At 68.5% G+C, this 15,331-nt stretch carries 11 protein-coding genes and 1 pseudogene; 8 read left to right on the forward strand and 4 right to left on the reverse strand.

The genetic code is table 11. The features are described 5' to 3' along the window. Positions 1-192 precede the first annotated feature (192 nt). A pseudogene (locus tag AB0436_RS13350) lies at positions 193-504 on the reverse strand (DUF58 domain-containing protein); the annotation flags it as partial. A gap of 22 nt (positions 505-526) precedes the next feature. Further along, complete coding sequence (locus AB0436_RS13355) at positions 527-1,771, reverse strand: hypothetical protein (protein ID WP_366467972.1); 1,245 nt, start codon at positions 1,769-1,771, stop codon at positions 527-529. 140 nt (positions 1,772-1,911) lie between these two features. Between AB0436_RS13355 and mtnA the strand changes: the two genes are divergently transcribed. The 7 genes from mtnA (at position 1,912) to AB0436_RS13390 (ending at position 10,350) form a co-directional block, all read left to right on the forward strand. Further along, on the forward strand, positions 1,912-3,024 hold the full coding sequence (gene mtnA, locus AB0436_RS13360; RefSeq protein ID WP_366467973.1) for an S-methyl-5-thioribose-1-phosphate isomerase: 1,113 nt from the start codon (positions 1,912-1,914) through the stop codon (positions 3,022-3,024). Between the two features lie 15 nt (positions 3,025-3,039). Continuing rightward, positions 3,040-3,717, forward strand: a complete 678-nt coding sequence (gene mtrA / locus AB0436_RS13365) for a two-component system response regulator MtrA (RefSeq protein ID WP_005486885.1) — start codon at positions 3,040-3,042, stop codon at positions 3,715-3,717. 1 nt (position 3,718) lies between these two features. Next, positions 3,719-5,743 (forward strand): MtrAB system histidine kinase MtrB, encoded by a 2,025-nt coding sequence (gene mtrB / locus AB0436_RS13370; RefSeq protein WP_366467974.1) that lies wholly within the window; start codon positions 3,719-3,721, stop codon positions 5,741-5,743. A gap of 64 nt (positions 5,744-5,807) precedes the next feature. Next, positions 5,808-7,622: an LpqB family beta-propeller domain-containing protein gene (locus AB0436_RS13375; protein ID WP_366468306.1), complete on the forward strand. Its 1,815-nt coding sequence runs from the start codon at positions 5,808-5,810 to the stop codon at positions 7,620-7,622. A gap of 59 nt (positions 7,623-7,681) precedes the next feature. Next, positions 7,682-8,407 (forward strand): ComF family protein, encoded by a 726-nt coding sequence (locus AB0436_RS13380; protein WP_366467975.1) that lies wholly within the window; start codon positions 7,682-7,684, stop codon positions 8,405-8,407. 333 nt (positions 8,408-8,740) lie between these two features. Next, entirely contained in the window at positions 8,741-9,430 is a 690-nt protein-coding gene (raiA, locus tag AB0436_RS13385) for a ribosome-associated translation inhibitor RaiA (protein ID WP_366467976.1), read from the forward strand. 185 nt (positions 9,431-9,615) lie between these two features. Continuing rightward, complete coding sequence (locus tag AB0436_RS13390) at positions 9,616-10,350, forward strand: response regulator transcription factor (RefSeq protein ID WP_366467977.1); 735 nt, start codon at positions 9,616-9,618, stop codon at positions 10,348-10,350. A 47-nt stretch (positions 10,351-10,397) separates the two neighbouring features. Here the strand turns inward: AB0436_RS13390 and AB0436_RS13395 are convergent, their stop codons facing one another. Together AB0436_RS13395 and AB0436_RS13400 are read right to left on the reverse strand one after the other, a co-directional pair. Then, the gene (locus AB0436_RS13395; protein ID WP_366467978.1) at positions 10,398-11,579 is read right to left on the reverse strand and encodes a crosslink repair DNA glycosylase YcaQ family protein; all 1,182 of its coding nucleotides are present in this window, start codon (positions 11,577-11,579) and stop codon (positions 10,398-10,400) included. Between the two features lie 48 nt (positions 11,580-11,627). After that, positions 11,628-12,212, reverse strand: a complete 585-nt coding sequence (locus tag AB0436_RS13400) for a GNAT family N-acetyltransferase (protein ID WP_366467979.1) — start codon at positions 12,210-12,212, stop codon at positions 11,628-11,630. 218 nt (positions 12,213-12,430) lie between these two features. Here AB0436_RS13400 and secA point away from each other — a divergent pair, with 218 nt between their 5' ends. Next, complete coding sequence (gene secA / locus AB0436_RS13405) at positions 12,431-15,262, forward strand: preprotein translocase subunit SecA (RefSeq protein WP_366467980.1); 2,832 nt, start codon at positions 12,431-12,433, stop codon at positions 15,260-15,262. Positions 15,263-15,331 lie beyond the last annotated feature (69 nt).

The following is a 15,331-nucleotide window of genomic DNA, read 5'->3' on the forward strand; positions in this document are numbered from 1 at the left end:
GTACTGCAGGGGGGACCCTGTGGGAGAGTAGGACGCCGCCGAACAATTATTGTGGGGAGCCCCGCACCGTATGGTGCGGGGCTTTTCCGCGTTCCAGACCCCCATGCGCCGGTTTTTTGCGCCCATTTTTTCCGGCCCCGCACGATGCCGGCCACCAGGGCGCCGAGGCAAACGCTGTCTGCTGCGGCACTGGAGACGGCCTGCCGCCTTGAGCGCGAGATGCGTGTCCGCGAGAGCTGGGGCAATGTCCGCAGGGGCCGCGTCGACCACGGTAACGCCGTGACGCATCAACTGTTCCGCGGTACGCCGACGCTCTCCCTGTGCCTGAGTTCCGGCTGCGGCTTCGTACACGGCGTCCAAAGTGCCGCGAGACTTCGCCATCTTTTCGGTATGCGGATCGGCGACCGAGCCCACGACGACTGTGTGCCGCCCGGTGAGCTGCGGGAGCACTGGGATCAGGACTTCGTCGATGGGCGCGGCCTCCAGACCGGTGAGCAGCACGATGCCCCCCGGCATCGGCACTGCATCAGCCCCCGGAGGTCCGGTAGCCCGATACGCCCGCGGACCGTGCGAGGTCGATGTCGAGGGCCTCGCGACGGATGCGCTGGTCCACGTAGAGAAGCACCGTGACTCCTGCGGAGAACGGGTAGGTGAGTGCCGTGGTGATGACAGCCCCGATACCGCTGATGATCAGGTAGGACCAGCCGAACTCCGGGGAGCTGCCGGAGAAGAGGCTTCCGAGGCTCTTGCCGTCCGCGGCGATGGCAATGACATTGAACGGCACGCTGATGATCATCGACACGATCAGCGACAGCAACACGGTGAGCAGCATGATGCCGAACATTCGCCACCACACTCCTCTGACGAGCTTGGCGGAGCGTCGCATCGCGGCTGGAATGCCTTGCCGCTCCAGCATCAGCGCGGGCCCGGCCAGGCTGAGACGGATCCACAGCCAGACCCCGACCACCAGAGCGGCCAGACCGCCGAGGACGCTGAGTCCGGCGCCTGCCGCGCCGCCGGTCAGGAGGCCGGGAAGGATGCCGATCGTCACCACGGCTGCGTAGATCAGTGGCAGCAGCAGACTGAGTCCCACCAGACGCGGGAGCTGCGGCTTCGCCTCGCCCCAGGCGTCGGACAGGGTGACCGGACGGCCCAGCACGGAACGGCTGACGACGATGGTCAGGACCGCTGTGGTGAAGATGGTGCCGATCAGCGAGATCACGGAGACCGGGCCGAGGTCGAGCATGCTCGTCCGGAGCGAGTCCAGGCTCTGGCGCAGTTGTTCGGTCGAGTCGGCCGATTGATCGATCTGGGCCGGTTTCGGGAGAAAGAAGTGCTGGAGGAGGATCGAGCAGAGCTGGACGACCGCGGCCACGGCGATCGTGACACCGAGCACCGTGCGCCAGTGGGCGCGCATCGTCGACACGGCACCATCGAGGATCTCGCCGACGCCGAGTGGGCGGAGCGGGATGACGCCCGGCTTCGCCACGGGGGGCTGCCCCCAGCCGCCCGGTTGCGGCGCGCCCCACCCACCGCCCTGCGCAGGGCCCCCGCCCCGGCCGGGGGCGGGCTGCGGCGGTGCGGCCCGGGGCCCTGGAGGAGCCGACTGGGTCCACTGCGCGGCCGGCGGCTGGTCGCTGGACCATCGGGGGGCGACTTCGGGAGCGGCTTGCCCCTGGCCGGACGGCGGCTCGGTCGGGCGCGGTACGCCCGGCTCCTGGCCGTCGGAGGGGGCGGATCCGGGCGAGGCCCAACCCGGAGACTCGTTCATTGTCGCTCCTTCGCATACCTGTCCGCACGACGCGGCAGCAGGCTGCCAGCCATCGTGCCACGCGTTGTCCGGCTGCGGACCGGGCCCCGTATCTCCGTGGGACCTTCAATTGTCGGTGCGTTCCGGGGCAGACTGTGCGGATGGCTGATCAGGACGTGCAACCCCCGTTGGACAGCAAACCTCCCCCGCTCCCTTCGTTGCGTTGGGGGGAGCCACCGGAGGGACCGGTGCTGGTGCTGCTGGACCAGACCCGATTGCCCGCCGAGGAGGCCGAACTGGTGTGCACGGATGTGCCGGCGCTGGTGCAGGCGATTCAAACGCTCGCCGTTCGGGGTGCCCCGCTGCTGGGAGTCGCCGGGGCGTACGGAGTGGCGCTCGCCGCGGTCCGCGGCTACGACGTGGACGAGGCAGCCGCGCTGCTGGAGCGGGCGAGGCCCACCGCGGTCAATCTGGGCTACGGGGTGCGCCGGGTGGCTGAGGCGTACCGCGCGGCTGTCGGAGGTGGGGCTGACCCCGAGCGTGCGGCAGCGGCGGCACTGGCCGAAGCCAAGGCACTGCATCGGGAGGACGCCGAGGCCAGTGCGCAGATGGCCGGGCGGGGTCTGGCGCTGCTCGACGAGTTGTTGCCGGGCGGCGGGCACCGGATCCTGACGCACTGCAACACGGGCGCGCTCGTCTCGGCCGGGGAAGGTACGGCTTTCGCCGTGGCACTGGCAGCGCACCGTGCTGGCAGTCTGCGGCGCCTGTGGGTGGACGAGACCCGTCCGCTCCTCCAGGGGGCGCGGCTGACGGCTTACGAAGCGGCGCGCAACGGTATGGCGTACACCTTGCTCACGGACAACGCCGCAGGCTCGCTCTTCGCGGCAGGCGAGGTGGACGCGGTGCTGATCGGTGCCGATCGGATCGCTGCCGACGGCTCGGTGGCCAACAAGGTGGGAAGCTATCCCCTCGCGGTGCTTGCCAAGTATCACCATGTGCCGTTCATCGTGGTGGCTCCCACGACGACGATCGATCTGTCCACCCCGGACGGGGCGTCCGTCGAGGTGGAGCAGCGGCCCGGCAGCGAGGTCACCGAATTCGGCGGCGGGGCCCCGGTGGCTCCGCTGGGAACGCGGGCGTACAACCCTGCGTTCGATGTCACGCCCCCGGAACTCGTGACGGCGATCGTCACGGAAGCAGGAGCCGTTTCCCCTGTCACGGGGGATGCACTCACCGCGTTGTGTGCCAGGTCACGCCAGGTAACGATTAGCTAATGGGATGATGGCGGTATGAAGGGACGCGTCCTTGTCGTCGACGACGACACCGCACTGGCCGAGATGCTCGGCATTGTGCTGCGTGGTGAAGGTTTTGAGCCGTCATTTGTAGCGGACGGCGACAAGGCACTGGCCGCATTCAGAGAGGCCAAGCCGGACCTGGTGCTGCTCGACCTCATGCTGCCCGGACGGGACGGTATTGAGGTCTGCAGGCTGATCAGGGCCGAGTCGGGTGTGCCGATCGTGATGCTCACGGCGAAGAGCGACACCGTCGATGTCGTGGTGGGCCTGGAATCCGGGGCCGACGACTACATCGTCAAGCCGTTCAAGCCCAAGGAACTGGTCGCCCGCATCAGGGCGAGGCTGAGGAGGTCCGAGGAGCCGGCGCCGGAGCAGTTGGCGATCGGTGACCTGGTCATCGATGTGGCCGGTCACTCGGTCAAGCGGGAGGGGCAGTCGATCGCGCTGACCCCGCTGGAGTTCGATCTGCTGGTCGCGCTGGCCCGTAAGCCGTGGCAGGTGTTCACCCGCGAGGTGCTGTTGGAACAGGTGTGGGGGTATCGCCACGCGGCGGACACCCGGCTGGTCAATGTGCATGTCCAGCGGCTGCGGTCCAAGGTCGAGAAGGACCCGGAGCGGCCGGAGATCGTAGTGACCGTGCGTGGTGTCGGTTACAAGGCCGGACCGAGTTGACATGACGACAAGCAGTGCTGCTCCGACGCCCGGGGAGCCGGGAGCGCACACGGAGCGGCCTGCCGGTTCGCAGGGGGGTGCGTCCCGGCTCGGTCAGCAGCCGGCGGATATGTCCGGCGGGAGCTCCGGGACGCGTTCGCCGGGAATGTTCGGTCGCCGGCTGCGGCAGGGTGGCCGGTTGTTGTCGGACGGCGCGCCCGGGAGCTCCATGCTGCGGCTCGTCGCGCGCTGGGTGCGCCGTCCGTTGCTGCCCGCGGTGCGGCTCTGGCGGCGGAACATCCAGCTCAGGGTGGTGGCGGGCACACTGCTGATGTCGGTGGCCGTCGTCCTGGTGCTCGGGTTCGTCGTCGTGGGCCAGGTACGCAACGGCCTGCTGGACGCCAAGGAGAAGGCGGCGGTCTCGCAGGCCGCCGGCGGTTTCACCGTGGCCAAGGACAAGGCCAATGTGCCTGTGGTCTCCGACAGCGACACCGGGGACAGCAGGGCGGCCAGCAGTTCGACGCAATGGCGTACCGATCTCGTCGCGCAGCTCGCCAGTGGCGGGCAGGGGGCGTACAACGTGATCACCCTGGCGCCCACCTCGGAGAGCGCCGATGCGGGTACCGGCGGGCAGCGTTCGTCCGGCTCGGTGAGCCCCGACAGTGTCCCTGCGGAGCTGCGCAGCAGCGTCGACCAGGGGACGACGCCGTACAAGCGGTACACGGAGATCAAGTACTTCGACGGCCGCCATCCTGAGCCCGGCCTGGTGGTGGGACAGCGTCTCGAGGACATCGACCACAAGCCGTACCAGCTCTATTACCTGTTCCCGCTGGCTCAGGAGGAGAAGAGCCTCGCCCTGGTCGTGCGCACGCTGGCGACCGCGGGGCTGTTCGTGGTGGTGCTGCTCGGGGCCATCGCCTGGTTCGTGGTCCGGCAGGTCGTGACACCGGTGCGGATGGCCGCCGGGATCGCCGAGCGGCTCTCCGCCGGCCGGCTCCAGGAGCGGATGAAGGTCACCGGTGAGGACGACATTGCCCGGCTCGGTGAAGCCTTCAACAAGATGGCGCAGAATCTCCAGCTGAAGATCCAGCAGCTGGAGGGTCTGTCGCGGATGCAGCGACGCTTCGTCTCCGATGTCTCGCACGAGTTGCGGACCCCGCTGACGACCGTGCGGATGGCTGCGGACGTCATTCATGACGCCCGCAGCGATTTCGATCCGGTGACCGCGCGCTCCGCGGAGCTGCTCGGCGATCAGCTGGACCGCTTCGAGTCGCTGCTCGCAGATCTCCTGGAGATCAGCCGCTTCGACGCGGGCGCCGCGGCGCTGGAGGCCGAGCCGATCGATCTGCGCGAGACGGTGCGCCGGGTGATATCCGGCGCCGAGCCGCTTGCCGAGCGTAAGGGCAGCCGGATCCGCGTCGTCGGTGCCGAACAGCCGGTGATTGCCGAAGTGGACGCACGGCGGATCGAGCGGGTGCTGCGCAACCTCGTGGTCAACGCGGTGGAGCACGGGGAGGGCAAGGACGTGATCGTGCGGTTCGGCGTTGCGGGCGGCGCGGTCGCCATCGTGGTGCGTGATTACGGCGTGGGGTTGAAGCCCGGTGAGGCGACCCGGGTGTTCAGCCGCTTCTGGCGGGCCGACCCGGCGCGTGCCCGCACCACGGGGGGCACCGGTCTGGGACTGTCCATCGCTGTGGAGGACGCGCGGTTGCACGGGGGCTGGCTGCAGGCCTGGGGCGAGCCGGGTGGCGGTTCGCAGTTCCGGCTGACTCTTCCGCGCACGGCGGACGAGCCTCTGCGTGGTTCGCCGATCCCGCTGGAGCCGGAGGACTCGCGGCACGGACGGGCCCGAATCAGGGCCGACGAGGGACGGCTCACCGCCGTGCCGTCCCAGCCGGTGGGGGAGCGTTCGCCGCTGCCGTCTCCGCCTCGTGCCATACCCGCGGATCCGACGGCGCTGCCGGGCAGTGGCGCTCGGGTGGTGCCTCGTGCGGGGGAGCCGACCACGCAAGCTTCGGACCGGGAGGGCACTGCGCGTGGGCGCTGACCAGGGGGGGAAGCGCCGCAGCGGGCGCGGACTGCGGCTGTACGCACTGCTCGGCTGCGGGGGGATGATGCTGGCCGGTTGCGTGTCCATGCCGAGCAACGGGGACATCGAAGCGGTTGACCCGTCGCAGCGCACCGACTCGCAGGTCAAGGTGTATGCCGTGCCGCCACGGGAGGGGGCGGCTCCCGCCGAGATCGTCGACGGCTTTCTGGAGGCCATGACCAGTGATGATCTGCAGTTCGCCACGGCCAGGAAGTATTTGACGAAGACCGCGTCGCGAAGCTGGGATCCGGGTGCTCGGACGACGCTGCTGGCCGACGGCCCCACCCGGCGGGCCGATCCGGCCAGTGACCGTGATGCGCCGCAGGTGTCCGCGACGTATCAGCTGAGCGGCACTGAGGTCGCCGTGATCGACAAGCAGCATGTCTACCGGCCGGACGAGGGGAAGTACCGGAACGCCATTCATCTGGTCCGGCAGAACAACAAGGACTGGCGCATCGACGACCTTCCCGCAGGTCTGCTGCTGAGCCTCTCGGACTTCCAGCGCAATTACCAATCCGTCAATAAGTACTACTTTTCTTCCGTCCCGCCGTCCGGAAGTCCGGGCGGCGAAGGAGCAACGGGCGAGGGCTGGCTGGTCGCCGACCCCGTGTACCTGCGTCAGGGCATAGACCCGGAGACGCGGATGGATCCGCTGACGCAGGCCGTCGCCTCGCTTCTGGAGGGCCCGACCAACTGGCTGAAACCCGTGGTGGGCTCCCGGTTCCCTACCGGCACGACCCTGAAGAAGGGCGTCCGCACGCTGACGATCGACGACCGGAACGCACTGGTGGTGCCGCTCAACGAGAAGGCGTCCGGAGTCGGTCAGGGCCAGTGCCGGAAGATGGCGGCGCAACTGCTCTTCACTGTGCGGGACGCGACGTCGATGCGGCTCGACCAGGTGGAGCTGCAGCGTTCGGACGGTTCCCAGCTGTGTGTGCTCAGCGGTGACCAGGCAGAGGATTACGCGCCGGACAGCAATACGGGCACCCCGGCCGGCGAGTATTTCGTCGACGCCAAGGGGCGGCTCGTCCGCATGCAGGCGAGCGGGAGCGCCGCCACCGGCAAGGCCGATCCGGAACCGGTGCGTGGGCCGCTCGGCTCGGGCGACAAGCCGCTGAGCACGGTGGCAGTGGCGCGCGACGAACGCCGGGCGGCAGGTGTCTCGAAGAGCGGGAGCGTTCTCTCCGTGGCGTCGCTCGTCTCGGGCACCGAACCGGCGCAGTCGCTGTACACCAGCCATGGCAAGAATGAGAAGGAACGGTTGTCCGCGCCGAGCTGGGACGGGCGCGGCGATCTGTGGGTGGCCGACCGGGACCCCGATCGTCCGAGACTGCTGCGTTTCGCCGGGGGGACCGGTGAGCCGCAGGAGGTCATGATCGACGGGCTCGACGGTGCCCGCATCGAGGGCCTGCGGGTGTCGTCGGACGGAGTGCGGATCGCGCTGCTGCTGTCGCAGAACGGCCATACGGTACTGAAGGTCGGCCGGGTGGTGCGCCAGGGCTCCGGCAGCACGACGGTCACCGTAGAGGAGCTGCGCCCGGCAGCGCCGCAGATGGCCGACGTGGCCACCGTGTCATGGGCCGGTCGGAGCCGCCTTCTGGTGGTCGGGAAGGAGTCCGGCAGCGTGCAGCAGGTGCGTTACATGCAGGTGGACGGCTCGGTTTCGGGGGCGAACACGCTGCCGGGCGCCAACCGGATCACCGCGGTGGCCGCCTCTGACGACGACCGGCTCCCGGTGATGGCGCTCTCGGCCGAGGACGGAATTGTGCGTTTGCCCCTGCGTTCGAATTGGAAAACCGTGGTCGAAGAAGGAACGTCTCCGGTCTACCCGGGATAGCCACCGTGAGTTGTCCACAGGGGTGGATCGAGGTCGGGTAACTCGGCACAGTGGTCGCCATGCGGGAATGGTGGCGGGAAATTTCGGATCTCGTACTTCCGGTCGCCTGTGGCGGCTGCGGCAGACCTCGCACGGTGCTGTGCGAGGAATGTGCCCGGTCGCTGTACGGCGCTCCGGCTCGCCGGGCGAGACCCGACCCCGAGCCGGCGGGACTGCCCGCGGTGTTCGGAGCGGCGCCGTACGAGGACGCGGTGCGAGCGGTGCTGCTCGCCCACAAGGAGCGGGGCGCACTGGGTCTTGCCGGGGCTCTCGGCCGAGCGCTCGCCGGTGCGGTGCGGGCCGCCGTCTCGTCCGCACCCGGTGGCGGGGGGCCGCTGCTGCTGGTGCCCGTGCCTTCGGCGCGCGCCGCGGTCAGGGCACGCGGCCACGATCCGGCGCGTCGGATCGCCTGCGCCGCCTCGCGGGAGCTGCGGAGAACGGGCACCGCGGCCCGGGTTACCGCCGTGCTCGGACAGTGCAGGACCGTCGCCGACCAGACGGGCCTGGACGCCCGGCAGCGGCTGGCGAATCTGGCCGGTGCGCTGCACGTGGTGGCCGGGGGCGTACGGCTGCTGGAAGCGGGCAGGGTGGTGTTTGTGGACGATCTCATGACGACCGGCGCATCGCTGGTGGAAGCGGCTCGTGCGGTACGTGCCGTGGGCAGTCGCGGATTCCCCGGCGGCGGCGAACCGTGCGCCGCCGTGGTCGGCGCCCCGCCCCTTGCTTTCGAAATAAACCGGAACTGATCAGAGGCGTACATCGTTGCAGGTAGTGAGCCGCAAAAAGCACCTGAACGGAGGTACGCGCGAGTAGCGGGTGCCGACACCCGTCCGGGCGAGCTATGTTCGGTTGTGAGGAATGGCGAAAGCTGCGACTCACCAAATGCACGGGCGTGCGCGGACGCACTTTCCGGGTTCTGCTGGTTCCACGGAGCTCAGAAGTTGGTGGGGTGGGGATCTTCCCGACGGGGGAGGAGGAGGTGAAAGTCGCCAAGTCCGAGACTCCGGTGCTCATCGGAGTCTGGTGCAAGAGGGAGTTGCTCCGCCGTTGAGCGGAGTGATCCGGGAACGGAGTTCTGCGTGGACATCGTCGTCAAGGGCCGCAAGACCGAAGTACCCGAGCGGTTCCGCAAGCACGTGGCCGAGAAGCTGAAGCTGGAGAAGATCCAGAAGCTCGACGGCAAGGTGATCAGCCTCGACGTCGAGGTCTCGAAGGAGCACAACCCGCGGCAGGCCGACCGTTCGGACCGAGTGGAGATCACGCTGCACTCCCGAGGCCCGGTCATCCGGGCGGAGGCGGCGGCAGGCGACCCGTACGCAGCGCTTGATCTGGCCACCGGCAAGTTGGAGGCGCGGCTGCGCAAGCAGCACGAGAAGCGCCACAACCGCAGGGGTGTCGGTCGTATGTCGGCTGCCGAGGTCGTCGAGGCAGTGCCGCAGGCGGCGCAGCTGAACGGCAGCGGGGAGCTCGTGGCCGACCGGACGTCGCCATCCATTCCCACCACCAGGATGGGCCCGCTCGAAGTGCAGGGCGAGGGACCGCTGGTGGTCCGCGAGAAGACCCACGTCGCGGCACCGATGTCTCTTGACCAGGCTCTCTACGAGATGGAGCTGGTCGGGCACGACTTCTATCTGTTCGTCGATTCGGAGACGAAGGAGCCCAGTGTCGTCTACCGGCGGCACGCCTACGATTACGGTGTCATTCACCTGACGACGGACCCGCTCGCCAATGTCGAGGCGGGCGGCGCCGGTGGTGCGCTCGGCGGATGACTTGCTGAACCGCGGCGGTGCCCCTGGAAGCGCGCAGCGCACCCAGGGGCACCGCCGCGCGGTGACGGGACCACCGCTCCGCCGCCAGGGCATGAAAGCATGGCGTGACACGCCAATAGGCGCTCTGTGAGCTGCGGTTGGCGCAGAACATGAACTCCGGGCCATGGCCTTCAGGGGGAGGAACGATGGCGGACAGCTTCGGTCCCGCGTACGACGAGGACGAGGGCCACATGGACCGCAGCAGTGCGGCACCACCCGAGGAACCGATCAGGGTCCTGGTGGTGGACGATCACGCCCTTTTCCGTCGTGGTCTGGAGATCGTCCTGGCCGCCGAGGAGGACATCGAGGTGGTCGGTGAGGCGGGCGACGGGGCCGAGGCGGTCGACAAGGCCGCCGATCTGCTGCCCGACATCGTGCTGATGGATGTCCGGATGCCCAAGCGCGGCGGCATCGAGGCGTGCACCGCCATCAAGGAGGTGGCGCCCAGCGCGAAGATCATCATGTTGACGATCAGCGACGAGGAGGCCGACCTCTATGAGGCGATCAAGGCCGGCGCCACGGGTTATCTCCTGAAGGAGATCTCGACCGACGAGGTGGCCACCGCCATCCGGGCAGTGGCCGACGGCCAATCGCAGATCAGTCCTTCGATGGCCTCGAAGCTGTTGACCGAGTTCAAGTCGATGATTCAGCGCACCGACGAGCGCAGGCTGGTGCCCGCGCCGCGGCTCACCGACCGTGAGCTGGAAGTGCTGAAGCTGGTGGCCACCGGGATGAACAACCGCGACATCGCCAAGGAGTTGTTCATCTCCGAGAACACCGTGAAGAACCATGTGCGCAACATCCTGGAGAAGCTGCAACTGCACTCCCGGATGGAGGCCGTGGTGTATGCCATGCGGGAGAAGATCCTCGAGATCCGCTGACAGACCGCCGACAGATCCGCCCGCCCGGCCCGCTGCAGGTCGAGGCTTCAGGCCGATGCGCCTTCCGCCGCCAGCGCTGCGGCCAGCGCCGGGCGCAGCGTCGGCGGGTTGACTCGCTCGATGCGGACGTCCGTGCAGCCGACCCAGCGGGCCGCCTCGGTGAGGGCCTGGGCCATCGGCCGGACCGCCTTGTGGTTGTCCAGCGATACCTGCCTGGCCACCAGAGTGGCGCCCTCGCGAGCGGGGTCGACCCGTCCGACCAGCCGGCCGCCGGAGAGCAGCGGCATGACGAAGTAACCGTGCACCCGCTTCGGCTTGGGCACGTACGCCTCCAGCCGGTGGGTGAAGCCGAAGATCCGTTCCGTACGGGCTCGCTCCCAGACCAGCGAGTCGAAGGGTGAGAGCAGCGTCGTGCGGTGGCGGCCGCGGGGCGGGGTCGTCAGAGCTGCCGGGTCCGCCCACGCGGGCTTGGTCCAGCCCTGCACCGACACGGGAACCAGCCCGGAGTCCGCGACGACCGCGTCGAACTGCTCTCCCTTGAGCCGGTGGTAGTCCGCGATGTCCGTACGGGTGCCGATGCCCAGCGATTTCCCTGCCAGGAGAACCAGGCGGCGTATGCACTCCCTGTCGTCCAGGTCGTCATGGAGCAGCGGATCGGGGATGGCCCGCTCCGCCAGGTCGTACACCCGCTTCCAGCTGCGTCGCTCGGTGCACACCACTTCGCCGAACATCAGCGCCCGCTCGACCGCGACCTTCGAAGCCGACCAGTCCCACCATTCGCCGCCGTTCTTCGCACCGCCCAGTTCCGTGGCGGTGAGCGGGCCCTCGGCGCGCAGTTGCTTGATGACGGTGTCGTACGCGCCGTCCGGCAGTTCGTGGTGCCACTGCGGGCGGTCGCGGTAAGCCCGGCGGCGGAAGGCGAAATGCGGCCACTCCTCGACGGGCAGGATGCAGGCGGCGTGCGACCAGTACTCGAAGGAGTGGCCCTCGGTCCAGTAGGCGTCCTCGACCGTCCTGCGGCCCACCGCCCCGAGCCGGGCGTACGGAATCAACTCGTGCGAGCGGGCCAGTACGGAGATGGTGTCCAGCTGTACCGCGCCCAGGTGGCGCAGCACCCCGCGCACCCCGCCACGCCGGTCCGGCGCGCCGAGGAGCCCCTGGGCGCGCAGGGCGATCCGGCGGGCTTCGTCGGCGGAGAGTTCGACGGCTGGAGACGGCACGGAAGTCATGCCCCGAACGATAGAGCGGGGCACTGACATCGACACCGCTGCCGCGGCTCAGCTCGGCTTGTACTCGGTCGGCAGGTACGCATGCTCCGTCGGCAGCCCGAGATCGGAGGGCAGCAGCGCCCCCACCCAGGCATCTCTGCGGACGCCCTTGTTCAGCAGATTCGAGCGCAGCGTCCCCTCGACCCGGAAGCCGGCCTTCTCCGCCACCGCCCGGGAGCCCGTGTTACCGACCTCGGCCCGCCACTCCAGGCGCTCGACCCCCAGCGTGGAGAGCGACCAGTGCGCCAGTACCGACACCGCCTCGGCGGTGAAGCCGCGGCCCCGCTGCTCCTTCGCCGTCCAGTACCCGATCTCCCAAGTGCCCGGCTGCGAGCGCTGGAAGACGGAGATCGCGCCGTGCAGCGGTCCGCCCTCGCGCGGCAGCACGGCGAACGCCAGGCTGGTGCCGGTTCGCCAGCCGTCCGGCACCAGTTGTCCCACGAAGGTCTCCGCGTCCGCACGTCCGTAAGGTGACGGAATGACCGTCCAGCGCTGGATATCGGGGTCCTGGCAGGCCCGGTGGACGGTTTCGGCGTCCTCGGCCTTGAAGGGGCGCAGCAGCAGGCGCTCCGATGTGAGTATCACGGGGTCCATCACGTGATTCTCCGTCCCGGACCGGGCAGGCGCTATGCCTTTTTCGGGGTCGTCCCGGCACCTTCCGGACGCCTCGGCCGTTGTCCTGGGCGGCAGGCCTCCCGGCGCGGCGGGGTCCTCGCTTACGATGGCCGTTGCCCTACCCAGCCCGAGACACCGTTCGACCCCAGCCCGACCGATGATTTCGACCGGCCCGACCGGCAAGGAGACCAACCCCCGTGTCCGTCTTCAACAAGCTCATGCGTGCAGGCGAAGGAAAGATCCTGCGCAAGCTGCACCGCATTGCGGACCAGGTCAACTCCATCGAAGAGGATTTTGTCAACCTCTCCGACGCCGAGCTGCGGGCCCTCACCGACGAGTACAAGCAGCGGTTCTCCGACGGCGAGAGTCTGGACGACCTGCTTCCCGAGGCGTTCGCCACGGTCCGTGAAGCCGCGAAGCGCGTTCTCGGGCAGCGCCACTACGACGTGCAGATCATGGGTGGCAGCGCTCTGCACCTGGGGTACGTCGCCGAAATGAAGACCGGCGAGGGCAAGACCCTGGTCGGTACGCTGCCCGCTTATCTGAACGCGCTGTCGGGCAAGGGCGTCCACCTGATCACGGTGAACGACTACCTGGCCGAGCGCGACTCCGAGATGATGGGGCGGGTCCACAAGTTCCTCGGCCTCGAGGTCGGCTGCATCCTGGCCAACATGACTCCGGCGCAGCGCCGTGAGCAGTACGGCCGCGACATCACGTACGGCACGAACAACGAGTTCGGCTTCGACTATCTGCGCGACAACATGGCCTGGTCCCAGGACGAGCTCGTCCAGCGCGGCCACAACTACGCCATCGTCGACGAGGTCGACTCCATCCTGGTCGACGAGGCGCGTACGCCGTTGATCATCTCCGGTCCGGCCGACCAGGCCACCAAGTGGTACGGCGACTTCGCCAAGCTCGTCACCCGGCTGACCAAGGGCGAGGCCGGCAATCAGCTCAAGGGCATCGAGGAGACCGGCGACTACGAGGTCGACGAGAAGAAGCGCACCGTGGCCATCCATGAGCCGGGTGTCGCCAAGGTCGAGGACTGGCTCGGCATCGAGAATCTCTACGAATCGGTCAACACCCCGCTCGTCGGTTACCTCAACAACGCGATCAAGGCCAAGGAGCTCTTCAAGAACGACAAGGACTACGTCGTCATCGACGGCGAAGTCATGATCGTTGACGAGCACACCGGCCGTATCCTCGCCGGCCGCCGCTACAACGAGGGCATGCATCAGGCGATCGAGGCGAAGGAAGGGGTGGACATCAAGGACGAGAACCAGACGCTCGCGACGATCACCCTGCAGAACTTCTTCCGCCTCTACGACAAGCTTTCCGGTATGACCGGTACGGCCATGACCGAGGCCGCCGAGTTCCACCAGATCTACAAGCTCGGTGTGGTCCCGATCCCGACGAACAGGCCGATGGTCCGGGCCGACCAGTCCGACCTGATCTACCGCACCGAGGTCGCCAAGTTCGACGCGGTCGTCGACGACATCGCGGAGAAGCACGAGAAGGGCCAGCCGATCCTGGTCGGCACCACCTCGGTCGAGAAGTCCGAGTACCTCTCGCAGCAGCTCTCCAAGCGCGGCGTGCAGCACGAGGTGCTCAACGCCAAGCAGCACGACCGTGAGGCGCCGATCATCGCCCAGGCCGGCCGCAAGGGCGCCGTCACCGTCGCCACCAACATGGCGGGCCGTGGTACGGACATCAAGCTCGGTGGGAATCCGGACGACCTCGCCGAGGCCGAGCTGCGCCAGCGCGGCCTCGACCCGGACGAGAACGTCGAGGAGTGGGCCGCGGCGCTGCCCGCCGCTCTGGAGCGCGCCGAGCGGGCCGTCAAGGCCGAGCACGACGAGGTCAAGGAGCTCGGCGGTCTCTACGTGCTGGGCACCGAGCGGCACGAGTCGCGCCGTATCGACAATCAGCTGCGCGGTCGTTCCGGACGGCAGGGGGACCCCGGTGAGTCCCGCTTCTACCTGTCGCTCGGCGACGACCTGATGCGTCTGTTCAAGGCGCAGATGGTCGAGCGGGTGATGTCGATGGCCAACGTGCCCGACGACGTGCCGATCGAGAACAAGATGGTGACCCGTGCCATCGCCTCCGCCCAGTCCCAGGTCGAGCAGCAGAACTTCGAGACGCGGAAGAACGTCCTGAAGTACGACGAGGTGCTCAACCGGCAGCGTGAGGTCATCTACGGTGAGCGCCGCCGGGTCCTGGAGGGCGAGGACCTGCATGAGCAGGTGCAGCACTTCATGGACGACACCATCGATGCCTACATCCAGGCGGAGACGGTCGAGGGCTTCGCCGAGGAGTGGGACCTGGACCGGCTGTGGAACGCGTTCAAGCAGCTCTACCCGGTGAAGGTCACCGTCGAGGAGCTGGAGGACGCGGCGGGCGACCGGGCGGGGATCACCGGCGACTTCATCGCCGAGTCCATCAAGGACGACATCCACGACCAGTACGCGGACCGGGAGAAGCAGCTCGGCTCCGACATCATGCGTGAGCTGGAGCGGCGTGTGGTGCTCTCCGTGCTGGACCGCAAGTGGCGTGAGCACCTCTACGAGATGGACTATCTCCAGGAGGGCATCGGCCTGCGGGCGATGGCGCAGAAGGACCCGCTGGTGGAGTACCAGCGTGAGGGCTTCGACATGTTCAACGCCATGATGGAGGGCATCAAGGAGGAGTCCGTCGGCTATCTGTTCAACCTGGAGGTCCAGGTCGAGCAGCAGGTCGAGGAGGTCCCGGTGGAGGCTCCGTCGGCCGAGGAGGCGGCGGAGAAGACCTCACTGGACAAGCGTGACGTGGTGCCCGCGGGCGCTCGCCCGGAGATCCGCGCCAAGGGTCTGGACGCCCCGCAGCGGCCCGACCGGCTGCATTTCTCGGCTCCCACCGTGGATGGCGACGGCGGTGTCGTCGAGGGCGACTTCGAGAGCGAGGACGGCGCATCGCGCTCCGAGGCGGACGGGCTGACGCGCGCCGAGCGCCGCAAGGCCCAGAAGGGCGGCGGCCGCCGCCGCAAGAAGTAGCGCATCAGCTGCGGCCGGGCGTCCGAAAGACACCTGGGGCCGCAGTAGGTCGGATCGAGCCGGGGCCGG

This window comes from Streptomyces sp. NPDC051322 (genome assembly GCF_040689485.1).
Classification (GTDB): domain Bacteria; phylum Actinomycetota; class Actinomycetes; order Streptomycetales; family Streptomycetaceae; genus Streptomyces.

What these genes read in the sequence shown, in the direction of transcription:
- AB0436_RS13395 (WP_366467978.1), bottom strand. Translation starts at nt 11,579, where the DNA reads ATGACTTCCGTGCCGTCTCCAGCCGTCGAACTCTCCGCCGACGAAGCC.
- AB0436_RS13375 (WP_366468306.1), top strand. Translation starts at nt 5,808, where the DNA reads ATGATGCTGGCCGGTTGCGTGTCCATGCCGAGCAACGGGGACATCGAA.
- AB0436_RS13355 (WP_366467972.1), bottom strand. Translation starts at nt 1,771, where the DNA reads ATGAACGAGTCTCCGGGTTGGGCCTCGCCCGGATCCGCCCCCTCCGAC.
- mtnA (WP_366467973.1), top strand. Translation starts at nt 1,912, where the DNA reads ATGGCTGATCAGGACGTGCAACCCCCGTTGGACAGCAAACCTCCCCCG.
- AB0436_RS13400 (WP_366467979.1), bottom strand. Translation starts at nt 12,212, where the DNA reads ATGGACCCCGTGATACTCACATCGGAGCGCCTGCTGCTGCGCCCCTTC.
- AB0436_RS13390 (WP_366467977.1), top strand. Translation starts at nt 9,616, where the DNA reads ATGGCGGACAGCTTCGGTCCCGCGTACGACGAGGACGAGGGCCACATG.
- AB0436_RS13380 (WP_366467975.1), top strand. Translation starts at nt 7,682, where the DNA reads ATGCGGGAATGGTGGCGGGAAATTTCGGATCTCGTACTTCCGGTCGCC.
- mtrB (WP_366467974.1), top strand. Translation starts at nt 3,719, where the DNA reads ATGACGACAAGCAGTGCTGCTCCGACGCCCGGGGAGCCGGGAGCGCAC.
- mtrA (WP_005486885.1), top strand. Translation starts at nt 3,040, where the DNA reads ATGAAGGGACGCGTCCTTGTCGTCGACGACGACACCGCACTGGCCGAG.